The sequence below is a fragment of the Noviherbaspirillum sp. L7-7A genome, from assembly GCF_019052805.1.
GTDB lineage: Bacteria > Pseudomonadota > Gammaproteobacteria > Burkholderiales > Burkholderiaceae_D > Noviherbaspirillum_A.
In genome coordinates this window covers 3,680,870-3,703,278 of sequence record NZ_JAHQRJ010000001.1, presented here as the reverse complement: position 1 = coordinate 3,703,278, position 22,409 = coordinate 3,680,870, and the positions used below count along the sequence as shown (strand labels likewise).

Sequence of the window (22,409 nt, the reverse complement as noted above, 5' to 3'; positions counted from 1 at the left end):
AAAGCTTTTATTACTTGCTCTTGGCGCTGATGATTGCCTCGGTGACGTTCTTCGGCGCTTCGGCGTAGTGCTTGAATTCCATCGTGTAGGTTGCGCGACCCTGGGTTGCGGAACGCAGCGTGGTCGAGTAGCCAAACATTTCCGACAGCGGCACTTCCGCCTTGATGATCTTGCCGCCACCGCCGGCGATTTCATCCATGCCCTGCACCATGCCGCGGCGGGACGACAGGTCGCCCATCACGGTACCGGCGTAGTCTTCCGGCGTTTCCACTTCCACGGCCATCATCGGCTCGAGGATGACCGGGCTGGCCTTGCGGCAGGCTTCCTTGAATGCCATCGAACCGGCCATGCGGAATGCATTTTCGTTCGAGTCGACATCATGGTAGGAACCGAAGGTCAGCGTGACTTTCACGTCAACCACCGGGTAGCCGGCCATCACGCCGTTGTTCAGCGATTCGCGAACACCCTTCTCGACTGCCGGGATGAATTCGCGGGGAATCACGCCGCCCTTGATGGCGTCGATGAATTCGAAGCCCTTGCCCTGCTCCTGCGGCTCGACCGTCACCACTGCGTGGCCGTACTGGCCGCGACCACCGGACTGCTTGACGAACTTGCCTTCCACGTCGGACACCGACTTGCGGATGGTTTCGCGGTAGGCAACCTGCGGCTTGCCGACGGTTGCTTCGACGTTGAACTCACGACGCATACGGTCGACGATGATCTCCAGGTGCAGCTCGCCCATACCACCGATGATGGTCTGGCCCGACTCTTCGTCGGTACGCACGCGGAACGACGGATCTTCCTGCGCCAGGCGGTTCAGCGCCAGGCCCATTTTTTCCTGGTCGGCCTTGGTCTTCGGCTCGACAGCCTGCGAAATCACGGGCTCCGGGAACACCATGCGTTCCAGGGTGATCACGGATGCCGGGTCGCACAGGGTTTCGCCGGTGGTTGCATCCTTCAGGCCGACTGCAGCGGCGATGTCGCCGGCGCGGACTTCCTTGATCTCTTCACGCTGGTTGGCGTGCATCTGCAGAATACGACCCAGGCGCTCTTTCTTGTTCTTCACCGGGTTGAACACGGTGTCGCCCGACTTGATGGTGCCCGAGTAGACGCGGAAGAAGATCAGCTGGCCGACGAACGGGTCGGTCATGATCTTGAATGCCAGCGCCGAGAACTTCTCGTCGTCTTCCGCCTTGCGGGTAACCGGCTCGTCGTTTTCGTCCAGGCCGGAAACCGGCGGAATGTCCACAGGCGACGGCAGGTATTCGATCACGCCGTCCAGCATGGCCTGAACGCCCTTGTTCTTGAACGCGGTGCCGCACATCATCGGCACGATCTCGCCGGCGATGGTGCGCTGGCGCAGCGCGCCCTTGATCTCGGCTTCGGTCAGTTCGCCTTCCTCGAGATACTTGTTCATCAGTTCTTCGGTCGCTTCAGCGGCGGCTTCGACCATCTTTTCACGCCACTCGTTGGCCTGGTCAACCAGTTCGGCCGGGATGTCGCGGTATTCGAACTTCATGCCCTGGGAAGCGTCGTCCCAGTAGATGGCCTTCATCTTGACGAGGTCGACCACGCCCTGGAAGTTCTCTTCCGCGCCGATGGGGATCTGCAGCGGAATCGGGTTTGCCTTCAGGCGAGCGCGCATCTGGTCATAGACCTTGAAGAAGTTCGCGCCGGTACGGTCCATCTTGTTGACGAATGCCAGACGGGGCACCTTGTACTTGTTGGCCTGGCGCCATACGGTTTCAGACTGCGGCTGCACGCCGCCGACTGCGCAGTAGACCATGCAGGCGCCGTCGAGCACGCGCATCGAGCGTTCGACTTCGATGGTGAAGTCAACGTGGCCCGGGGTGTCGATGATGTTGATGTGGTGCTCTGGGAAGTTGTTGCCCATGCCCTTCCAGAAGCAGGTGGTGGCCGCGGAGGTGATGGTGATGCCGCGTTCCTGCTCCTGCTCCATCCAGTCCATGGTCGCTGCGCCGTCATGCACTTCGCCAATCTTGTGATTGACGCCGGTGTAGTACAGCACGCGTTCGGTGGTGGTCGTCTTGCCTGCGTCGATGTGAGCGGAAATGCCGATGTTGCGATAACGCTCAATGGGGGTCTTGCGAGCCATGATTGATCCTAAATCGTTTAATGAACAAAACCGGGCGCCATTAATTCAGTGAAAACTCATTGAAAAATGTGCCCGGCTTCGTACAGATTGCAGAGATGGAAACCCGCTGCGCGCAGCGCGGCTGCGGGCTATCCATATTCTTAGAAGCGGAAGTGCGAGAACGCCTTGTTCGCTTCAGCCATGCGATGGACTTCATCGCGCTTCTTCATCGCACCGCCACGGCCTTCGGCGGCTTCCATCAGTTCGCCACCCAGACGCTGCGGCATGGATTTTTCGCTGCGCTTCTTGGCAGCTTCGCGCAGCCAGCGCATGGACAGCGCGGCGCGACGCACCGGGCGCACTTCAACCGGCACCTGGTAGTTGGCACCGCCAACGCGACGGGACTTGACTTCGACCATCGGCTTGCAGTTGGACAGCGCGGCGGAGAACACTTCCAGCGGGTCCTTGCCCGACTTGCTCTGGATGTATTCGAAGGCGCCATAAATGATGTTTTCGGCAACCGACTTCTTGCCCGACAGCATCAGGGTGTTGACGAACTTGGCGACATCAACATTGCCGAATTTCGGATCCGGCAGGATTTCCCGTTTGGGGACTTCACGACGACGTGGCATTTCAATTCCTTTCGATCTTCAGTTGAGCTGCAGCGCGTTTTTTGCTGCCCGCCCGCGGCCAGCCATTCAGACTGACCACTTACTCGACCCATTGGGGGCCGATACCTGTTCCACCGGCTTGCGGCGGAAATTCGATTACTTCTTGCCAGCCTTGGCGCGCTTGGCGCCGTACTTCGAGCGGGCCTGCTTACGGTCCTTGACGCCCTGGGTATCCAGTGCACCGCGAACCATGTGGTAACGCACACCCGGCAAATCCTTTACACGGCCGCCGCGCAGCAGCACGACACTGTGCTCCTGCAGGTTGTGGCCTTCACCGCCGATGTACGAAATGACTTCGAAACCGTTGGTCAGACGCACCTTGGCAACCTTACGCAGCGCCGAGTTCGGCTTCTTCGGGGTCGTGGTGTACACGCGGGTGCAGACGCCGCGCTTTTGCGGGCTGTTTTCCAGCGCCGGCGATTTGCTCTTCACCGCGGCGGAAACGCGCGGGTGGCGAATCAGTTGATTGATGGTTGGCATCGTTTCAAATCCAACAAAATTACTGCATTAAAGACACAAACCCTGATAAACACCGGGTTCGAGGACGAAAACTTGGGAAACTTGCGCATGGACAGGACGTTCATGACGCGTTCGATTCAGCTGCAGGGCGTAAAGCGTGCCGTGGGCGGGATAGTGCAGACCAAAGAGCGCTTAAGCCAGGAAAGCTTAAATTCGAGAACTCGCGAGTATATGCTTGTCAAGAGGCTGGGTCAACTGTTCTTTGAACGGATGCGGGCCGGAAAACCGGGTTGCTTTACGGGATAATGGCGCACCTTCTTTTCCCGTCGCGTCATGCGCCTGCCTTTTACCCGTTCCGCGCTCTTCATTATTGCCAGTTATCTGCTGCTGTCGGCATTGCCCTTCCTCTCGGTCCTGCTTGGCGGGGCACTGACGACGCCTGCACTGGTTGTGGCGGGGACCTTGCTGAGCTGGCTGGCAATCTGGGCGCTCTTCGGGCGGCCTGCATTTTTCCATCCGCTGCTGCTCCCAGCCTTTCTGGCCTTGCCGGCGGAAGTCTATCTGCAGCTCTATTTTGGCCAGGGCATTTCCAGCCACCATCTTGGCGTGATCGCCGAGACGGGGCCGATGGAGGCGCTGGAGTTCCTGGGCCGTGGCATCTGGCTGCTGGCCGCGGTCTTTATGCTCGTGGTCGTCTGGTTCGCGCTGATCTGGCGGGCTGCGCTGCGGTGCGCCGACCTGGACTGGCGCGGTCCGTCGCGCCTCATCGTACTGGCCGTGCTTGGCTTGGGCGCGGCTGTCTGGCTCTACGGCGGGGCTGCAGTGTCAGTTTCCAGCCCGGCATTGCGCCATGCGTCAGCTGGCAAGCTGCGCGACCTGCCCGATTGGGCGCGGATTTCGGTCAATGTGCCCGTGCTTGCCAGCTCCTGGCCTTACGGGCTGGCGTTTCAGGCCTATGCCTTCTGGCGCGAGAGAGTCTATCTGCGGCAGCTGGCCGAACGCAGCGAGGCATTCCGGTTCCATGCCCGCCAGGATGCGGCTGACAAGGCGCCGCGCATCGTCGTGATGGTGCTGGGCGAGTCGTCGCGGGCCGACCGCTGGAGTCTCAACGGCTATGGCCGCCGCACCAATCCCCTGCTGGAGCAGGAGGGCAATCTGGTCAGCTTCAGCGACCTGGTCACGCCGGTATCGGCCACACGCCTGTCGGTGCCGGTGATCATGTCGCGCAAGCCGGCGACACAAAGCCTGCGCGCCGGGTTTTCGGAAAAATCCTTCCTGTCGGCCTATAAGGAAGCGGGTTACAAGACCTTCTGGCTTTCCAACCAGATGTCCTTCGGCGAATTCGATACGCCGGTGTCAGTCTTTGCCAAGGAGGCAGACGTGACCCGTTTCTTCAATTTGGGCGGATTCAGGAACGACTCCAGCCATGACGAGGTGCTGCTTGCCCCGCTGGGACAGGCGATGCGGGACCCGGCTGGGAAGAAGCTGATCGTGCTGCACACGCTGGGCAGCCATTGGAATTACAGCCAGCGCTATCCGCGCCAGTTCGATCGCTTCCAGCCCTCGCTGTTTGGCGTCGACAAGCCGGCCTATACGGACCTGAAGATCAAGGCCGAGATCGGCAACAGCTATGACAATGCGATTCTCTATACGGACTGGCTGCTCTCCCAAGTGATCGCGCGTCTGAAGGCGGCACAGATCGTCTCGGCATTCATGTATGTCGCCGACCATGGGCAGACACTCTACGATGGCAGTTGCAAGCTGGCTTTTCATGGCCACAATACCCAGTTCGAGTTTCATGTGCCGGGCCTGGTCTGGTATTCGGATGCCTATGGCGACGCGTATCCCGATAAGGTAATGCAGCTGCGGCGCCACCGGGACGCGCCGCTGTCGACCGAAAACGTGTTTCACTCGCTGCTGGACCTGGCCGACATTCGCTATCCGGATGAGAAGCTGGGCATGAGCCTGTTCAGCGGGCAGCTGGCCAGGCATGTGCGCTACGTCGACAGCTATGGCTGGACTGACTATGACGATGCAAATTTCAGAGGTGACTGCAGGGAAGTCGTCGGACGAAAAACGCCATTGCCGCGGGATCGTTAAGATTCTCTGTAGTTTCTAGTTGCTCGACATGCTGAGGCGTTACAAAACGCCAAAGCGAGTGCGGCGCCTGGGACACAGGCTGCGGTATGTCTGGATCGGCGCAATCACAGCTAAGCAAGCCGATCACGCACGCTGCAGCCAAGCGCCACTCCAGAACCGGCTGTTTGCTCGTGGTTACTTTGAATTGGACTGCTGTGAGACGGATACCTGTCTCGGCCATATCCATTCCAAAGGCATCCGTCGGACTAACTTCAGTGCTTGTGAAATCAATGACATTCATCCTGCCCTCACAGGCATAAAAAAACCCCGCATTTCTGCGGGGTTTTGTCCTGAGCGAAAAGCTTTATCAGCCCTGCTCGTCCGTGTTGCCGATGTTGTTGCCGGCAGCAGCCATTTCGGCTTCCGCCTCGGCGATACGGGCCGCCTTCTCGGATTGCAGCAGCGCGGTGCGCTCTTCCGCTTCCCACGACTCCTTCTCCTTGCGGGCGCGGTGGAACGCCAGACCCGTACCAGCCGGGATCAGACGACCAACGATCACGTTTTCCTTCAGGCCGCGCAGACCGTCGCGCTTGCCCATGATCGCGGCTTCCGTCAGCACGCGGGTGGTTTCCTGGAACGATGCGGCCGAGATGAAGGAGTCGGTCGACAGCGATGCCTTGGTAATACCCAGCAGCACGTTCTCGTAAGTCGCAGGGATCTTGTTCTCTGCGGTTACGCGGTCGTTCTCGTCCAGCAGCTCGGAGCGCTCGACCTGCTCGCCCGTGATGTAGCTGGTGTCGCCGGCGTCCAGCACCTGCACGCGGCGCAGCATCTGACGAACAATGACTTCGATGTGCTTGTCATTGATCTTCACACCCTGCAGACGGTACACGTCCTGCACTTCGTCGACGATGTAGCGGGCCAGCGCTTCGATACCCAGCAGGCGCAGGATGTCCTGCGGATCGGCCGGGCCGTCGACAATCATCTCGCCCTTGTTCACCACCTGGCCGTCATGCACCAGCACCTGCTTGTCCTTGGTGATCAGGAACTCATGCTTGTTGCCGTCCATGTCGGTGATCTCGAGACGCTGCTTGCCCTTGGTCTCCTTGCCGAACGCCACGGTACCGGTGACTTCCGCCAGCATGCCGGCGTCCTTCGGCGAACGCGCTTCGAACAGCTCGGCAACGCGCGGCAGACCGCCGGTGATGTCACGGGTCTTCTGCGACTCGGTCGGGATACGTGCCAGCACTTCACCCACCGACACCTGCTGACCATCCTTCACGGTGATCAGCGCGCCGACCTGGAAGCCGATCGTCACGGCGTGTTCGGTGCCGGCGATCTTCACTTCCTGGCCCTGCTCGTTCAACAGCTTGACCTGCGGACGCAGCGACTTGGTCGCCGAACCGCGACGCTTCGCATCGATGACCACCAGGGTCGACAGGCCGGTGACCTCGTCGATCTGGCGGGCCACCGTCACGCCCTCTTCCACGTTCTCGAACTTCACCGTGCCGGTGTATTCGGTAATGATCGGGCGGGTCAGCGGATCCCAGTTTGCCAGCGCGGTGCCGGCCTTGATCGTCATGCCATCCTTGACGATCAGGGTGGCGCCGTACGGCACCTTGTGACGCTCACGCTCGCGGCCGATGTCGTCGGTGATCAGCACTTCGCCGGAACGGGAAATGACGATCTGCTCGCCCTTGCCGTTGGTGACGTAGCGCATGGTCGCCGTGAAGCGCACCGTGCCGTTGGACTTGGCTTCCACCGAGGAAGCCACCGCCGCACGCGACGCCGCACCACCGATGTGGAAGGTACGCATGGTCAACTGGGTGCCCGGCTCGCCGATCGACTGCGCGGCCACCACACCGACGGCTTCGCCGGAATTGACCAGCACGCCACGGCCCAGATCGCGGCCATAGCAATTCGCGCACAGGCCGTAACGGGTGTCGCAGGTCAGCGGCGTGCGGACCTTGACTTCGTCGATGCCCAGGCGCTCGATTTCCTCGACCATGTCCTCGTCCAGCAGCGTGCCGGCGTGGTACAGCGTGGCCTGGCTTTCCGGATTGACGACGTCGGTCGCGGCAACGCGGCCCAGGATACGGTCGCGCAGCGCTTCGATGACTTCACCGCCTTCGACCAGCGCCTTCATCGACGCGCCGTTGGAGGTGCCGCAATCGTCCTCGATCACCACCAGGTCCTGGGTCACGTCCACCAGACGACGGGTCAGGTAACCGGAGTTCGCGGTCTTCAGCGCGGTATCGGCCAGACCCTTACGGGCGCCGTGGGTCGAGATGAAGTACTGCAGAACGTTCAGGCCTTCGCGGAAGTTTGCGGTAATCGGCGTCTCGATGATCGAGCCGTCAGGCTTGGCCATCAGGCCGCGCATACCGGCCAGCTGGCGGATCTGAGCGGCGGAACCACGGGCGCCGGAGTCGGCCATCATGTAAATCGCGTTGAACGATTCCTGGACGCCATGGGTGCCGTCGCGCTTGACGACGTCTTCCACCTTCAGCTGTTCCATCATGGCCTTGCCGACTTCGTCGCCGGCCTTGCCCCAGATGTCCACCACCTTGTTGTAACGCTCGCCGGCCGTCACCAGACCGGAAGCATACTGCTGCTCGATCTGCTTGACTTCCTGCTCGGCGGTTGCGATCAGGGTGACCTTCTGCGGCGGAACCAGCATGTCGTCGACGCAGATCGAGATGCCGGCGCGGGTGGCGAGGCGGAAGCCCGACTGCATCAGCTGGTCGGCAAACACCACGGTGGCGCGCAGGCCGCACTTGCGGAACGAGATGTTGATCAGGCGCGAGATTTCCTTCTTCTTCAGCGCGCGGTTCAGCACCGAGAACGGCAGGCCCTTGGGCAGGATCTCGGACAGGATGGCGCGGCCGACCGTGGTCTCGTAACGGGTCACGGTGCGGTCGAAGCCAGTGCCCTCGGCATTGCGCGGATACTCGACGATACGGACCGTAACGCGGGTGGTCAGCTCGACTTCCTTGTTGTCATAGGCGCGAATCACTTCCGACACGTCCTGGAACAGCATGCCTTCGTTCTTGCCGTTGATCTTCTCGCGGGTCGCGTAGTACAGGCCCAGCACGATATCCTGGGACGGCACGATCGACGGTTCGCCGTTGGACGGGAACAGGATGTTGTTCGACGCCAGCATCAGCGAGCGCGCTTCCATCTGCGCCTCGATCGACAGCGGCACGTGCACAGCCATCTGGTCGCCGTCGAAGTCGGCGTTGAAGGCGGCGCAGACCAGCGGATGCAGCTGGATGGCCTTGCCTTCGATCAGCACCGGCTCGAATGCCTGGATGCCCAGGCGGTGCAGCGTCGGCGCACGGTTCAGCATCACCGGATGTTCGCGGATCACGTCTTCCAGGATGTCCCAGACCACCGGCTCCTGCACTTCCACCAGCTTCTTGGCGGCCTTGATCGTGGTCGCCAGGCCCATCAGTTCGAGCTTGTTGAAGATGAAGGGCTTGAACAGTTCCAGCGCCATCAGTTTCGGCAGGCCGCACTGGTGCAGCTTCAGCTGCGGACCCACCACGATCACGGAACGGCCGGAGTAGTCGACGCGCTTGCCCAGCAGGTTCTGACGGAAACGACCGCCCTTGCCCTTGATCATTTCGGCCAGCGACTTCAGCGGACGCTTGTTGGCGCCGGTCATGGCCTTGCCGCGGCGGCCGTTGTCGAGCAGCGAGTCGACGGCTTCCTGCAGCATCCGCTTTTCATTGCGGGTAATGATTTCCGGCGCGCGCAGCTCCATCAGCCGCTTCAGGCGGTTGTTACGGTTGATCACGCGGCGATACAGGTCGTTCAGGTCGGAAGTCGCGAAGCGGCCGCCGTCCAGCGGGACCAGCGGACGCAGTTCCGGCGGCAGCACCGGCAGCACTTCCATGATCATCCACTCGGGCTTGATGCCCGAACGCTGGAACGCTTCCAGCACCTTCAGGCGCTTGGCGTACTTCTTGATCTTGGCTTCGGACTTGGAGTCCTTCAGTTCCTGGCGCAGGGTGTCGGCGTCGCGGTCGATGTCGATCGAGCGCAGCAGTTCACGGATGCCCTCGGCGCCCATGAAGGCGGTGAAGTCGTCGCCGTACTCTTCGTACTTGGCGGCGTAATCGTCTTCCGACATGATCTGGCACTTCTTCAGCGGGGTCATGCCGGGATCGGTCACGACATAGGCTTCGAAGTACAGCACGCGCTCGATGTCGCGCAGCGTCATGTCGAGCACCATGCCCAGACGCGACGGCAGCGACTTCAGGAACCAGATGTGCGCGGTCGGCGATGCCAGCTCGATATGGCCCATGCGCTCGCGGCGCACCTTGGCCAGCGTGACTTCCACGCCGCATTTCTCGCAGATGACGCCGCGATGCTTCAGGCGCTTGTACTTGCCGCACAGGCACTCGTAGTCCTTGATCGGGCCAAAGATCTTGGCGCAGAACAGGCCGTCGCGCTCGGGCTTGAAGGTACGGTAGTTGATGGTTTCCGGCTTCTTGACTTCGCCGTAGGACCAGGAACGGATTTTGTCGGGCGACGCGAGACCAATCTTGATCGCGTCGAATTGTTCATTTTGCTGAACTTGCTTGAATAGATCGAGCAGTGCTTTCATCTATCACTCCAGGTAGGCGTGAAAAAACTTGTTTGTAAGACCGAGCGGCAACCGGCCATTATCCCCCGGATAGGCATCCCTTGCAGGACGCCGCTCCGGGGGTGGCGGATCAGTCGCGCTCCAGGTCGATATCGATACCCAGCGAGCGGATTTCCTTCACCAGCACGTTGAAGGATTCCGGCATGCCGGCATCGATCACGTGGTCGCCCTTGACCAGGTTCTCGTACACCTTGGTCCGGCCGTTCACGTCGTCCGACTTCACCGTCAGCATTTCCTGCAGCACGTAAGACGCGCCGTAGGCTTCCAGTGCCCACACTTCCATCTCGCCGAAACGCTGGCCGCCGAACTGCGCCTTGCCGCCCAGCGGCTGCTGGGTCACCAGCGAGTACGGGCCGGTCGAGCGGGCATGCATCTTGTCGTCCACCAGATGGTGCAGCTTGAGCATGTGCATGTAGCCGACCGTGACGGTGCGCTCGAAGGCTTCACCGGTGCGGCCGTCGTACATCGTGACCTGGTTCTTCGACGGCGTCATGCCCAGCTTGGCGGCGATGTCGTCCGGATAGGCCAGGTCCAGCATGCGATGGATTTCCTTCTCGTGCGCGCCGTCGAACACCGGCGTGGCGAACGGAACGCCCTTCTTCAGGTTTTCCGCCAGCGTCAGGACTTCCACGTCGGACAGGCTTTCGATGTCTTCCGGCTTGCCCGATTCGTTGTAGATCGTGGTCAGGAAGGTGCGCAGCTCGGCTGCCTTGGCTTGCGCGGCCAGCATTTCGCCGATGCGCAGGCCCAGGCCCTTGGCGGCCCAGCCCAGGTGGACTTCCAGCACCTGGCCGACGTTCATCCGCGACGGCACGCCCAGCGGGTTCAGCACGATGTCGGCCGGAGTACCGTCCGCCATGTAGGGCATGTCCTCGATCGGCACGATGCGGGAAACCACACCCTTGTTACCGTGGCGGCCGGCCATCTTGTCGCCAGGCTGCAGGCGACGCTTCACTGCCAGGTAGACCTTGACCATCTTCTGCACGCCCGGCGGCAGCTCGTCGCCCTGCGTCAGCTTCTTGCGCTTCTCTTCAAACGCCAGGTCGAACTGGTGACGCTTCTCGGCGATGGACTCCTTGATGGCTTCCAGCGCTGCAGCGGCATCGTCGTCGGCCGGACGGATGTCGAACCAGTGGTACTTGTCCAGATCGTCCAGGTAAGCCTTGTCGATCGCGGTGCCCTTGGCAATCTTCTTCGGACCGCCGTTGACCACCTTGCCGATCAACATCTTTTCCAGACGCTGGAAGGCGTCGCCTTCCACGATGCGCAGCTGGTCGTTCAGGTCCAGGCGATAGCGCTTGAGTTCATCGTCGATGATCTGCTGGGCGCGCTTGTCGCGCTGGATGCCTTCCCGGGTGAAGACCTGCACGTCGATCACGGTGCCGACCATGCCGGACGGCACGCGCAGCGAGGTGTCCTTCACGTCCGACGCCTTTTCGCCGAAGATCGCGCGCAGCAGCTTCTCTTCCGGCGTCAGCTGGGTCTCGCCCTTAGGCGTGACCTTGCCGACCAGGGTATCGCCCGCCTCGACTTCAGCGCCGATGTAGACAATGCCCGACTCGTCCAGACGGGCCAGCTGGTTTTCCGCCAGGTTGGAGATATCACGGGTGATTTCTTCCGCGCCCAGCTTGGTGTCACGCGCCACCACCGACAGCTCCTCGATGTGGATCGAAGTGTAGCGGTCGTCGGCAACGACTTTTTCGGAGATCAGGATCGAATCTTCGAAGTTGTAGCCGTTCCACGGCATGAAGGCCACCAGCATGTTCTGGCCCAGAGCCAGCTCGCCCAGGTCGGTCGATGCGCCGTCGGCGATCACGTCGTTGCGGGCAACCCGGTCGCCCACCTGCACGATCGGACGCTGGTTGATGTTGGTGTTCTGGTTGGAACGGGTGTACTTGATTAGGTTGTAGATGTCGACGCCGACTTCGCCAGCCTGCGCTTCATCGTCGTTGACGCGGATCACCACGCGGCCGGCGTCGATGTAGTCGACCACGCCGCCACGCAGCGCCTGCACCGTGGTGCCGGAGTCGACCGCCACCGTGCGCTCGATGCCGGTGCCGACCAGCGCCTTTTCAGGACGCAGGCAGGGCACCGCCTGGCGTTGCATGTTGGCGCCCATCAGCGCGCGGTTCGCGTCGTCGTGCTCGAGGAACGGAATCAGCGATGCCGCGACCGAGACGATCTGGCCAGGCGCCACGTCCATGTACTGCACCCGCTCCGGCGACACCAGGATGGTCTCGCCGGCTTCACGGGCCGATACCAGCTCGTCCGACAGCGTGCCTTCCTCGTTGATGGTCGCATTCGCCTGAGCGATGATGTAGCGGCCTTCCTCGATCGCCGACAGGTAGTCGATCTGGTTGGTGATCTTGCTGCCCTCGACCTTGCGGTACGGGGTTTCCAGGAAGCCGTATTCATTCAGGCGGGCATACAGCGCCAGCGAGTTGATCAGGCCGATGTTCGGGCCTTCAGGCGTTTCGATCGGGCAGACGCGGCCGTAGTGGGTCGGATGCACGTCGCGCACCTCGAAGCCGGCGCGTTCGCGGGTCAGGCCGCCCGGTCCGAGTGCGGAAACGCGGCGCTTGTGGGTGATTTCCGACAGCGGGTTGGTCTGGTCCATGAACTGCGACAGCTGCGACGAACCGAAGAACTCGCGGATGGCTGCCGAGATCGGCTTGGAATTGATCAGGTCGTGCGGCATCAGGTTGTCCGCTTCGGCCTGGCCGAGGCGTTCCTTGACGGCGCGCTCGACGCGCACCAGGCCGGCACGGAACTGGTTTTCCGCCAGTTCGCCCACGCAGCGCACGCGACGGTTGCCGAGGTGATCGATATCGTCGACTTCGCCGCGGCCATTGCGCAGCTCGACCAGGATCTTGATCACGGCCAGCACGTCTTCGTTCGACAGCGTCATCGCGCCGGTGAGTTCGTCGCGGCCGATGCGGCGGTTGAACTTCATGCGGCCCACGGCCGACAGGTCGTAGCGGTCTTCGTTGTAGAACAGGCCGTTGAACAGCGCCTCGACCGAGTCTTCGGTCGGCGGCTCGCCGGGGCGCATCATGCGGTAGATCGCGATGCGGGCGGCTGTCTGATCGGCGGTGTCGTCGGTTCGCAGGGTCTGCGAGATGTAGGCGCCCTGGTCCAGATCGTTGGTATACAGCGTCTGGATGTCGGAGACGTTGGCGTCGCGCAGGCGGCCCAGCAGCTCTTCGGTCAGCTCGTCATTGGCATTGGCCACGACTTCGCCGGTGTCGGCGTCGACGATGTTGGTCGCAAGCACGCGGCCCAGCAGGTAGTCTTCCGGCACGGAAATGTGCTTGATGCCCGACGATTCGATCTCGCGCACGTGACGCGCGTTGATGCGCTTGTCCTTGGCGACGATGACCTTGCCTTCACGGTCGGTGATGTCGAAGCGCGCGACTTCGCCGCGCAGCCGCTCGGACACGAACTCGAGTTCGGCGCCATCGGAACGCAGGGTGAAGTTGTCGAAGACGAAGAAGTTGGCCAGGATCTGCTCGACCGTCATGCCGATGGCCTTCAGCAGGATCGTGACCGGCATCTTGCGGCGGCGGTCGACGCGGAAGAACAGGATGTCCTTCGGATCGAACTCGAAGTCCAGCCAGGAACCGCGGTAGGGAATGATCCGTGCCGAGAACAGCAGCTTGCCCGAGGAATGGGTCTTGCCGCGGTCATGCTCGAAGAACACGCCCGGGGAACGGTGCAGCTGGGACACGATCACGCGCTCGGTGCCATTGATCACGAAGGAACCGGTAGTCGTCATGAGCGGCAGTTCGCCCATGTAGACTTCCTGCTCCTTCATTTCCTTGACGACCGGCTTGGTCGGCGATTCCTTGTCGAGGATCACCAGGCGCACCTTGGCGCGCAGCGGCGAGGCGAAGGTCAGGCCGCGCTGCTGGCATTCCTTGACGTCGAATGGCGGATCGCCCAGCACATAGGAAAGAAACTCGAGACGCGCAAAGCCGTTATGCGAAACGATGGGGAAAATCGAGGTAAAGGCAGACTGCAGGCCTTCGTTCTTGCGCAGCGACGGGGCCTTGTCCGCCTGCAGAAAGCCGGTATAGGATTCGAGCTGGGTTGCAAGCAGGAATGGTACGTGGTGAACGTTGGCGCGCTTCGCGAATGATTTGCGAATGCGTTTCTTCTCAGTAAATGAGTAGTGCATGAACACTCCGTGAGTGACAGGAAGGATAGAGAATTCAGGATTCGACACGGATGGCGCGATATGGCTGCGTTTCCCGGGATCTGCGAAACCTCAAGTCTCGGCCCTTCAAATCTGTGATTTAATAGACCGCCTTTCGGGGCGGGTGTTGCATGGTACCGGTACGATCGTCTTCAAAGTCCGAAAACGACAAAGGAGCCAAAGCCGAGCCCTTCCTTTTTGGAAAGGGCTCTGCGCTTTGACTCATGCGCTGTATGTCGCGCTAGCAGGCCGCAATTACTTGATTTCTGCTTTTGCGCCAGCTTCTTCCAGCTTCTTCTTCGCTGCTTCAGCGTCAGCCTTCGATACACCTTCCTTCAGAGGCTTCGGTGCACCGTCAACCAGGTCCTTGGCTTCTTTCAGGCCCAAACCGGTGATTTCGCGGACTGCCTTAATGACGCCAACCTTGTTTGCGCCGAAGTCGGCCAGGATCACGGTGAACTCGGTCTGCTCTTCAGCAGCGGCTGCACCAGCGCCTGCGCCAGCTGCCGGGCCAGCGACGGCCATTGCTGCTGCGGAAACGCCAAACTTCTCTTCGAATGCCTTCACCAGGTCATTCAGGTCCATCACGGACATCTGACCTACGGCTTCGAGGATGTCTTCTTTGCTAATTGCCATTTGAAACTCCTAAATTGATTCGATAGTTACATCAAGTCGTCATTGACGCGAACGAAACAGGCCTGATCAGCCTGCTTCAGCCGGTGCTGCAGCTTCTTCGGCTGCGGCGCCGCCGCCGTTCTTTTCCGCCAGGGCGGCGAGTGCACGGGCAAATCCGGATACCGGCGCCTGCATGATGCCCATCAGCTGGGACAGCAGAACTTCGCGGGAAGGGATATTAGCCAGCGCTGCAACGCCTGCCTTGTCCAGCGGCTTGCCTGCGTAGTTACCGCCACGGATGACCAGCTTGTCATTGCCCTTGGCAAAGTCCGACAGGACCTTGGCAGCGGCGACAGCATCGTCCGAGATCGCATAGATCAGCGGGCCGGTCATGTCGTTGGCGAGTCCGGAGAACGCGGTACCTTCTACTGCACGGCGAGCCAGCGTGTTTTTCAACACACGCAGGTACACGCCCTGGTCACGCGCCTTGGAACGCAGTTGCGTCATTTGACCGACTTGGATGCCACGGTATTCAGCCAGGGCGATGGTCTGTGCCGATGCGATCTTGGCAGAGATTTCTTCGACTACGGCCTGTTTTTCATTCCGATTGAGACCCACGGTCAAGCTCCAAAAATGATGCTTGGCGACTACACAGCCGGTTGGCTGCTTGCCTTGCATCGGTTCGAACACGGCGTCCGAAGTCAGGAGTTCACTGCTGTTGCGGTACTGCATGCACAGCGGGCAGACTACAAAACTTGTTCGGGCTCGCCATCTGCGTTGGGTGCCTCCAGCTTGCGCCTTCGGCTATTAACATGGTGCACACACTGCATGCACTTCCGCCCAACGGTCTTTGATTGCCCGGGCCTTCATCCAACAACGACTCCGGCCCGGCCCAAAGATGCGCCCCGCGCGCTGTTTCGCGCAGGGTCTTGATTCAGTACTTAAGCAGCCAGGGTGGTCTGGTCCACGCGTACGCCAGCGCCCATGGTGGACGACAGCGAAACCTTGCGCAGATAGATGCCCTTGCTGGTGGCCGGCTTGGCCTTGTTCAGTGCGTCGATCAGGGCAACGAGGTTGCTCTTCAGGTCGGCGTCGGCGAAATCCTTGCGGCCGATGGTCGCGTGGATGATGCCGGCCTTGTCGGTACGATACTGCACCTGACCTGCCTTGGCGTTCTTCACGGCGGTGGCGACGTCCGGCGTCACGGTGCCGACCTTCGGGTTAGGCATCAGGCCGCGCGGTCCCAGGATCTGGCCCAGGGTACCGACGATACGCATGGTGTCCGGCGAAGCGATCACGATGTCGAACGGCATGTCGCCGCCCTTGATGCGTTCTGCCAAGTCTTCCATGCCGACCACGTCGGCGCCGGCAGCCTTGGCTGCCTCAGCCTTGTCGCCGCTGGCGAACACGGCCACGCGCACGCTCTTGCCGGTGCCTGCAGGCAGCACGACCGAGCCGCGGACGACTTGGTCCGATTTCTTGGCATCCACGCCCAGCTGAACGGCGACGTCGATCGACTCGTTGAACTTGGCGGTGGCGCATTCCTTGATCAGCGCGATCGCGTTGTCGAAGGGATAAACCTTGGTGCGATCAACTTTGGCCTTGATTGCCTTGGCGCGCTTGGACAGATTAGCCATTACAGACCCTCCACCGTGATACCGATGGAACGTGCGGAGCCGGCGATCGTGCGCACGGCTGCATCCATATCGGCAGCGGTCAGATCTGGCCGCTTGGTTGTTGCGATTTCTTCAGCTTGTGCGCGGGTGATGCTGCCGACCTTGTCGGTGTGCGGACGAGCCGAACCCTTGGTGATGCCGGCTGCCTTCTTGATCAGCACGGTTGCCGGCGGGGTCTTCATCACGAAAGTGAAGGACTTGTCGGCGAACGCGGTGATGACGACAGGAATAGGCAGACCTGGCTCGACACCCTGGGTCTGGGCGTTGAACGCCTTGCAGAATTCCATGATGTTCAGGCCGCGCTGACCCAGCGCCGGGCCGATCGGGGGAGACGGATTTGCTTTACCAGCTGGCACTTGCAGCTTGATATAGCCTATGATTTTCTTTGCCATGATGCTTCCAGTTTGAGTGAGTGTTAGCGCCGCTGCGAAGTACTAGCCCTCGCAGGGGCTCCTCGTTTGATGCATGCCGGTTTCGCAATGGATGCAGCGCCCGGCACGGGCGCTCTTGCTGCGGTTGCTGCTTAAACTTTTTCGACCTGGCCGAATTCGAGCTCGACCGGCGTTGCGCGCCCGAAGATCGTGACGGAAACGCGAACCTTGGACTTTTCGTAGTTGACTTCCTCGACATTGCCGTTGAAGTCGGTGAACGGGCCATCCTTGATGCGGACCAGCTCGCCCACTTCGTACAGCACTTTCGGACGTGGCTTTTCGATGCCTTCCTGCATCTGGTGCAGGATCTTGTCCACTTCGTGGGGCGGGATCGGCGTCGGCTTGTTCGATTTGCCGCCGATGAAACCGGTGACCTTGCTGGTGTTCTTGACCAGGTGCCAAGTGTCGTCGGTCATTTCCATTTCAACCAGCACATAGCCGGGAAAGAAACGACGTTCGGTCACAGACTTGTGGCCATTCTTGACTTCGATGACTTCCTCGGTCGGCACCAGGATCTGGCCGAACTTATCTTCCATGCCGGCGCGCGCAATGCGCTCGGTCAGTGCACGCTGCACGCTCTTTTCCATTCCGGAATAAGCGTGCACCACGTACCAGCGCTTGTTGCCGGTCGGCGCGGTGACTGCGGCCTCGTTCGGCACGCCGTCTTGCAGATTGTCGCTCATTATCGTTTCCAGCCCAGGATCAAGTCGTACAACAGGAATTCCAGTATCTTGTCCGTACCCCAGAGAAAGATTGCCATCACAAGCACAAAGCCGAATACGACTGCGGTGATCTGCGTGGCTTCCTTGCGGGTAGGCCAGACGACTTTCTTGGTTTCACGGACAGATTCTTTGGCGAATGCCAGAAAGCCCTGGCCGGACAGAGAAGTCCAGAGCAGGCCGATGGCAACCACGAGACCGGCAAGCAATGCACCGGTGCGCACCAGGGTGGACTGGCCTGCCAGCAGATAGAAACCCACTACACCGGCAACAGCAGCGCAAATAGCCAGGCCGACCTTCATCTTGTCGCCTGACGTATTGACGGTCTGCACGGGTTGATTAGCCATACAATTTTACTTTCGGTGCCCTGCACCTGAAACGGTGGCAGGGGCGGAGGGCCTCGAACCCCCGACCTTCGGTTTTGGAGACCGACGCTCTGCCAATTGAGCTACGCCCCTACGTTAAAACGGTAAAACCCGGAACCGTCGACACTGCCGCGCCAGCGAACCGGCGCAGGCAGCAGACTTTTCCTTAGTCCATGATCTTTGCAACAACGCCGGCGCCGACAGTACGGCCGCCTTCGCGGATTGCAAAACGCAGACCTTCTTCCATTGCGATCGGGTTGATCAGCATCACGGTGATCGACACGTTGTCGCCAGGCATGACCATTTCCTTGTCCTTCGGCAGCTCGATCGAACCGGTCACGTCCGTGGTACGGAAATAGAACTGCGGACGATAGTTGTTGAAGAACGGGGTGTGACGGCCACCTTCGTCTTTCGACAGAACGTAGATCTCGCCGGTGAAGTGCTTGTGCGGCTTGATCGAACCCGGCTTGGCCAGAACCTGGCCACGCTCGACGTCTTCACGCTTGGTGCCGCGCAGCAGCACGCCAACGTTGTCGCCTGCCTGACCCTGGTCCAGCAGCTTGCGGAACATTTCCACGCCCGTGCAGGTGGTCTTCTGGGTGTCGCGGATGCCGACGATTTCGATCTCTTCGCCAACCTTGACAACGCCGCGCTCGACGCGACCGGTCACCACCGTGCCACGACCCGAGATCGAGAACACGTCTTCCACCGGCAGCAGGAACGCACCGTCAACGGCACGGTCAGGCGTCGGGATGTAGGTGTCCAGCGCTTCGGCCAGGGCCATGATCGACTGCTCGCCCAACGGGCCCTTGTCGCCTTCCAGCGCCAGCTTGGCCGAACCCTTGATGATGGGCAGGTCGTCGCCAGGGAACTCGTACTTCGACAGCAGCTCGCGCACTTCCATTTCCACCAGTTCCAGCAGCTCTTCGTCGTCGACCATGTCGCACTTGTTGAGGTAGACGATGATGTACGGAACGCCAACCTGACGCGCCAGCAGGATGTGCTCGCGGGTTTGCGGCATCGGGCCGTCGGCCGCGGAGCAGACCAGGATTGCGCCGTCCATCTGTGCCGCGCCGGTGATCATGTTCTTCACGTAGTCGGCGTGGCCCGGGCAGTCAACGTGCGCGTAGTGGCGGTTGGCGGTTTCGTATTCGACGTGGGCGGTGTTGATGGTGATGCCGCGCGCCTTCTCTTCCGGCGCTGCGTCGATCTCGTCATATTTCTTTGCCTCGCCGCCGAACTTGGCCGACAGAACCGTTGCGATTGCCGCGGTCAGCGTGGTCTTGCCATGGTCGACGTGGCCGATGGTGCCCACATTCACGTGCGGTTTGGTCCGCTCAAATTTGCTTTTTGCCATCTTAGACTCCTAACGATTTGATGAGAATGTCCAGGCACTGGCCCGACTATCTTGCTGATGTGCGCATTGCCAAGGGCGCATCGCGCGATGCGATGCGCCCCGTACTGAATTTGGTGCCCTTTACGTGGATTGAACACGTGGCCTCTCCCTTACCAAGGGAGTGCTCTACCACTGAGCTAAAAGGGCAAAACCTTTGACTCCTGACGCCCTGAAGCAACGTCAACAGCCGAAAACTGGAGCGGGTGAAGGGAATCGAACCCTCGTCATAAGCTTGGAAGGCTTCAGCTCTACCATTGAGCTACACCCGCAAGGGTGACCAGACAGCCACTCACAACTAAATCACTATCACCTGCACTGCTCGCCTGTGGTGGAGGGGGCTGGATTCGAACCAGCGTACTCGTAAGAGGGCAGATTTACAGTCTGCTGCCATTAACCACTCGGCCACCCCTCCGCAGGGAACCCCGAACTATATTGGGAAACCCTCGGCCTGTCAACATTGAAGTGTTTTCTTGCCGCACTTCATGTCGAAGGAGCCGAATCATAGCACCAGCCATGCAGGAAATAAAAGTACGTTTTGCCTTGAGGATGCAAAAAGTTTCGTCTGTTCGATTACCGACAGCTTGCCGGCCGGTATTGTGCTGAAAAAACCACGCCGGGCGTTGATAATGCGGCATCGCCCATTCAGCAGGTTGCCATGTCCCGAGTTCTGGTTGTGTATGCCCATGCCGCGCCCAATGCGTCGCGCGTGAACCGGCGGATGATCGCCGCCGCCCGCGCCCTGCCGGACGTGACGGTCAGCGAGCTTTACGAGCTATACCCCGACTTCGTGATCGATGTCGAGCATGAGCAGAACCTGCTGGCCCAGGCGGAACTGATCGTGCTGCAGCATCCGCTGCAATGGTATGGCATGCCCTCGCTGCAGAAGGAATGGCTGGACCAGGTGCTGGAGCATGGCTGGGCGCATGGCCGCAATGGCCGGGCGCTGGCGGGCAAGCACTTCCTGCTTGCGGTGACGACCGGCGGCGATGCCCGGGCCTACAGCGAAAGCGGCGAGCACGGCTATCCCTTCGAGGCATTCCTGCCGCCCTACCGGCAAACCGCCATGCTGTGCGGCATGCGCTGGCTGCCGCCGCTGGTGCTGCACGGCGCCCGACGGGCCGGCGAGGAAGCGGTGGCGGTGCATGTCGAGGCGTACCGCAGCCTGCTGGCCGGCTTTCCCGCTTCCCTGGCGCAACGCACTGACACCGGCGCCCTGCGCACCTAGAAAGGACCAGCCATGGATCACAGCCTGTTGCAAAACACCCTTGTTTACCTGCTGGCCGCTGTGGTGGCGGTGCCGATCGCCAAGCGCCTGGGACTGGGCGCGGTATTGGGCTACCTGCTGGCGGGCATTGCCATCGGCCCCTGGGGGCTGCGCCTGATCAGCGGCGTGGAAAACATCCTCCATTTCTCGGAATTCGGCGTGGTGCTGCTGCTGTTCCTGATCGGGCTGGAGCTGGAACCCAGGCGGCTGTGGGCGATGCGCCGGCCGATCTTTGGCGGCGGCGGCGCGCAGGTGCTGCTGGTGGCCGCCGCCCTGGCCGGAACGGCGATGCTGTTCGGCATCGACTGGAAAGTGGCCTTGATCGCGGCGCTTGGCCTGTCGCTGTCGTCGACGGCGATTGCGCTGGCAACGCTGGAAGAACGCAACCTGATGACCACGCCGGCCGGCGCAGCCGGTTTTTCCATCCTGCTATTCCAGGACATCGCGGCCATTCCGATGATTGCCATCGTCCCGATGCTGGGCGTGTCCGCCGGCCAGGACAGCACCAGCTGGGTGGATGTGGCGCAGATCGTTGCGGTGATCGCGGCGCTGGTGCTGGGCGGGCGTTTCCTGATCCGGCCGGCGCTGCGCATGATTGCCGGAACCGGCATGCGCGAGATATTCACCGCCTTTGCGCTGCTCCTGGTAATCGCGATCGCGATGCTGATGCAATGGGTCGGTCTGTCGATGGCGCTGGGCACCTTCCTCGCCGGCGTGCTGCTGGCCGATTCGGAATACCGGCATGCGCTGGAGTCCGACCTGGAGCCGTTCAAGGGCCTGCTGCTGGGACTGTTCTTCACCGCGGTCGGCATGTCGGTGGATTTCGCCGTGTTCCTGGCCCAGCCATGGCGCATCCTGGGCATGGTTGTGCTGTTTCTTTGTATCAAGGGACTGGTGCTGTACCTGCTGGCGATGAAGCTGGGCATTGCCCGCGGCCAGCGCGCGCTGTTTGCCTTCGTGCTGGCCCAGGGCGGGGAATTCGCCTTCGTGGTGTTCGGCGCCGCCGCCACGGCGCGGGTGTTCAGCGAGGAACAGGCGGCGGTGCTGGTGGTGACGGTCACGCTGTCGATGATGGCCACGCCGCTGTTGCTGCTATGGCATGACAAGGTGATTGCGCCGCGCCACGCCGCCGAGAAAAAACGTCCTGACGACAAGCCGGAAGCCAAGGAAGACCATGTGATCATCGCCGGCTTCGGCCGCTTCGGGCAGATCGTCGGCCGGCTGCTGCATGCCAACGGCGTGTCGCTGACCGTGCTGGACCACGACCCGGACCAGATCGACCTGCTGCGCCGCTTCGGCTTCAAGGTGTTCTACGGCGACGCCACCCGCATCGACCTGCTGCATGCCGCCGGCGCCGCCGATGCGCGGGCGCTGGTGCTGGCGATCGACGATGTGGAAGACAGCCTGAAGCTGGTGGACGCGGCGCGCGAGGTGTTTCCCGACCTGCCCATCCTGGCCCGCGCCCGCAATGTCAGCCACTACTACGATTTGATGGACCGCGGCGTCACCGTGATCGAGCGCGAAACCTTCGAGAGCGCGCTGCTATTGGGCCGGCGCGTGATGCAGCATCTCGGCGCGAGCGCCTGGCAGGCGCGGCAGGCGACGATGAAGTTCCGTGCCCACACCCTGAAGTCGCTGCTCGACGTCTATCCGTATTACCGCGACCAGCAGCAGTATGTGTCGATGGCGCGGCAGGCGCGCGACGAGCTCGAAGCCATGTTCGCCCGCGACGCCGCGGCCCGCGGCGAGAAGCGCCGCGGCGGCTGGGATTGAGGCAATCCCGGGCCATATCG

15 protein-coding genes and 4 tRNA genes are annotated in these 22,409 nt (G+C 61.3%); 3 read left to right on the top strand and 16 right to left on the bottom strand.

Features of this window, described 5'->3' with window-relative positions; translation table 11 throughout:
- Window positions 1–10 precede the first annotated feature (10 nt).
- From fusA to rpsL, 3 genes are all read right to left on the bottom strand, one after another.
- Window positions 11–2,116, bottom strand: coding sequence for an elongation factor G (gene fusA, locus KTQ42_RS16815; RefSeq protein ID WP_217346522.1), 2,106 nt, complete (start codon window positions 2,114–2,116; stop codon window positions 11–13).
- Window positions 2,117–2,256: 140 nt separating this feature from the next.
- On the bottom strand, window positions 2,257–2,727 hold the full coding sequence (gene rpsG, locus KTQ42_RS16810) for a 30S ribosomal protein S7 (protein ID WP_194713603.1): 471 nt from the start codon (window positions 2,725–2,727) through the stop codon (window positions 2,257–2,259).
- A 135-nt stretch (window positions 2,728–2,862) separates the two neighbouring features.
- Complete coding sequence (gene rpsL, locus KTQ42_RS16805) at window positions 2,863–3,246, bottom strand: 30S ribosomal protein S12 (protein ID WP_194713602.1); 384 nt, start codon at window positions 3,244–3,246, stop codon at window positions 2,863–2,865.
- 312 nt (window positions 3,247–3,558) lie between these two features.
- On the opposite strand from rpsL, the gene KTQ42_RS16800 reads away from it, so the two are divergent.
- Window positions 3,559–5,325: a phosphoethanolamine transferase gene (locus KTQ42_RS16800; RefSeq protein ID WP_217346521.1), complete on the top strand. Its 1,767-nt coding sequence runs from the start codon at window positions 3,559–3,561 to the stop codon at window positions 5,323–5,325.
- A gap of 346 nt (window positions 5,326–5,671) precedes the next feature.
- On the opposite strand, the gene rpoC is transcribed toward KTQ42_RS16800, so the two are convergent.
- The 13 genes from rpoC to KTQ42_RS16735 all read right to left on the bottom strand — a co-directional run bounded on the left by rpoC (window position 5,672) and on the right by KTQ42_RS16735 (window position 19,764).
- Window positions 5,672–9,916 (bottom strand): DNA-directed RNA polymerase subunit beta', encoded by a 4,245-nt coding sequence (rpoC, locus tag KTQ42_RS16795; protein WP_217346520.1) that lies wholly within the window; start codon window positions 9,914–9,916, stop codon window positions 5,672–5,674.
- Between the two features lie 109 nt (window positions 9,917–10,025).
- Entirely contained in the window at window positions 10,026–14,132 is a 4,107-nt protein-coding gene (gene rpoB / locus KTQ42_RS16790; protein ID WP_217346519.1) for a DNA-directed RNA polymerase subunit beta, read from the bottom strand.
- A 273-nt stretch (window positions 14,133–14,405) separates the two neighbouring features.
- Window positions 14,406–14,786 (bottom strand): 50S ribosomal protein L7/L12, encoded by a 381-nt coding sequence (gene rplL, locus KTQ42_RS16785; RefSeq protein ID WP_194713598.1) that lies wholly within the window; start codon window positions 14,784–14,786, stop codon window positions 14,406–14,408.
- A 66-nt stretch (window positions 14,787–14,852) separates the two neighbouring features.
- Window positions 14,853–15,443, bottom strand: a complete 591-nt coding sequence (gene rplJ / locus KTQ42_RS16780) for a 50S ribosomal protein L10 (protein WP_217347017.1) — start codon at window positions 15,441–15,443, stop codon at window positions 14,853–14,855.
- Between the two features lie 263 nt (window positions 15,444–15,706).
- Window positions 15,707–16,402: a 50S ribosomal protein L1 gene (gene rplA / locus KTQ42_RS16775; protein WP_217346518.1), complete on the bottom strand. Its 696-nt coding sequence runs from the start codon at window positions 16,400–16,402 to the stop codon at window positions 15,707–15,709.
- The gene (rplK, locus tag KTQ42_RS16770) at window positions 16,402–16,833 is read right to left on the bottom strand and encodes a 50S ribosomal protein L11 (protein ID WP_194713596.1); all 432 of its coding nucleotides are present in this window, start codon (window positions 16,831–16,833) and stop codon (window positions 16,402–16,404) included. Before rplK ends, rplA begins: the two co-directional genes overlap by 1 nt.
- 131 nt (window positions 16,834–16,964) lie before the next feature.
- Window positions 16,965–17,555, bottom strand: a complete 591-nt coding sequence (gene nusG / locus KTQ42_RS16765) for a transcription termination/antitermination protein NusG (RefSeq protein WP_217346517.1) — start codon at window positions 17,553–17,555, stop codon at window positions 16,965–16,967.
- Window positions 17,555–17,938: a preprotein translocase subunit SecE gene (gene secE, locus KTQ42_RS16760; RefSeq protein WP_217346516.1), complete on the bottom strand. Its 384-nt coding sequence runs from the start codon at window positions 17,936–17,938 to the stop codon at window positions 17,555–17,557. Before secE ends, nusG begins: the two co-directional genes overlap by 1 nt.
- Before the next feature lie 35 nt (window positions 17,939–17,973).
- Window positions 17,974–18,049 (bottom strand) — tRNA-Trp (locus tag KTQ42_RS16755).
- A gap of 73 nt (window positions 18,050–18,122) precedes the next feature.
- The gene (gene tuf / locus KTQ42_RS16750) at window positions 18,123–19,313 is read right to left on the bottom strand and encodes an elongation factor Tu (RefSeq protein ID WP_217346515.1); all 1,191 of its coding nucleotides are present in this window, start codon (window positions 19,311–19,313) and stop codon (window positions 18,123–18,125) included.
- 111 nt (window positions 19,314–19,424) lie between these two features.
- Window positions 19,425–19,499 (bottom strand) — tRNA-Thr (locus KTQ42_RS16745).
- 48 nt (window positions 19,500–19,547) lie between these two features.
- Window positions 19,548–19,621, bottom strand: a tRNA-Gly gene (locus tag KTQ42_RS16740).
- A 57-nt stretch (window positions 19,622–19,678) separates the two neighbouring features.
- Window positions 19,679–19,764: transfer RNA gene (locus KTQ42_RS16735), tRNA-Tyr, on the bottom strand.
- Window positions 19,765–20,007: 243 nt separating this feature from the next.
- On the opposite strand from KTQ42_RS16735, the gene KTQ42_RS16730 reads away from it, so the two are divergent.
- Both KTQ42_RS16730 and kefC read left to right on the top strand, forming a co-directional pair.
- Complete coding sequence (locus tag KTQ42_RS16730; RefSeq protein ID WP_217346514.1) at window positions 20,008–20,577, top strand: NAD(P)H-dependent oxidoreductase; 570 nt, start codon at window positions 20,008–20,010, stop codon at window positions 20,575–20,577.
- Window positions 20,578–20,589: 12 nt separating this feature from the next.
- On the top strand, window positions 20,590–22,389 hold the full coding sequence (gene kefC, locus KTQ42_RS16725; RefSeq protein WP_217346513.1) for a glutathione-regulated potassium-efflux system protein KefC: 1,800 nt from the start codon (window positions 20,590–20,592) through the stop codon (window positions 22,387–22,389).
- Window positions 22,390–22,409 lie beyond the last annotated feature (20 nt).

Excerpts from the sequence above, each read along its gene's own strand:
- KTQ42_RS16800 (WP_217346521.1), top strand. The coding sequence starts at position 3,559 with ATGCGCCTGCCTTTTACCCGTTCCGCGCTCTTCATTATTGCCAGTTAT.
- nusG (WP_217346517.1), bottom strand. The coding sequence starts at position 17,555 with ATGAGCGACAATCTGCAAGACGGCGTGCCGAACGAGGCCGCAGTCACC.
- rplJ (WP_217347017.1), bottom strand. The coding sequence starts at position 15,443 with ATGCAAGGCAAGCAGCCAACCGGCTGTGTAGTCGCCAAGCATCATTTT.
- fusA (WP_217346522.1), bottom strand. The coding sequence starts at position 2,116 with ATGGCTCGCAAGACCCCCATTGAGCGTTATCGCAACATCGGCATTTCC.
- secE (WP_217346516.1), bottom strand. The coding sequence starts at position 17,938 with ATGGCTAATCAACCCGTGCAGACCGTCAATACGTCAGGCGACAAGATG.
- rpoB (WP_217346519.1), bottom strand. The coding sequence starts at position 14,132 with ATGCACTACTCATTTACTGAGAAGAAACGCATTCGCAAATCATTCGCG.
- tuf (WP_217346515.1), bottom strand. The coding sequence starts at position 19,313 with ATGGCAAAAAGCAAATTTGAGCGGACCAAACCGCACGTGAATGTGGGC.
- kefC (WP_217346513.1), top strand. The coding sequence starts at position 20,590 with ATGGATCACAGCCTGTTGCAAAACACCCTTGTTTACCTGCTGGCCGCT.
- rplA (WP_217346518.1), bottom strand. The coding sequence starts at position 16,402 with ATGGCTAATCTGTCCAAGCGCGCCAAGGCAATCAAGGCCAAAGTTGAT.
- rplK (WP_194713596.1), bottom strand. The coding sequence starts at position 16,833 with ATGGCAAAGAAAATCATAGGCTATATCAAGCTGCAAGTGCCAGCTGGT.
- rplL (WP_194713598.1), bottom strand. The coding sequence starts at position 14,786 with ATGGCAATTAGCAAAGAAGACATCCTCGAAGCCGTAGGTCAGATGTCC.
- rpoC (WP_217346520.1), bottom strand. The coding sequence starts at position 9,916 with ATGAAAGCACTGCTCGATCTATTCAAGCAAGTTCAGCAAAATGAACAA.
- rpsG (WP_194713603.1), bottom strand. The coding sequence starts at position 2,727 with ATGCCACGTCGTCGTGAAGTCCCCAAACGGGAAATCCTGCCGGATCCG.
- KTQ42_RS16730 (WP_217346514.1), top strand. The coding sequence starts at position 20,008 with ATGTCCCGAGTTCTGGTTGTGTATGCCCATGCCGCGCCCAATGCGTCG.
- rpsL (WP_194713602.1), bottom strand. The coding sequence starts at position 3,246 with ATGCCAACCATCAATCAACTGATTCGCCACCCGCGCGTTTCCGCCGCG.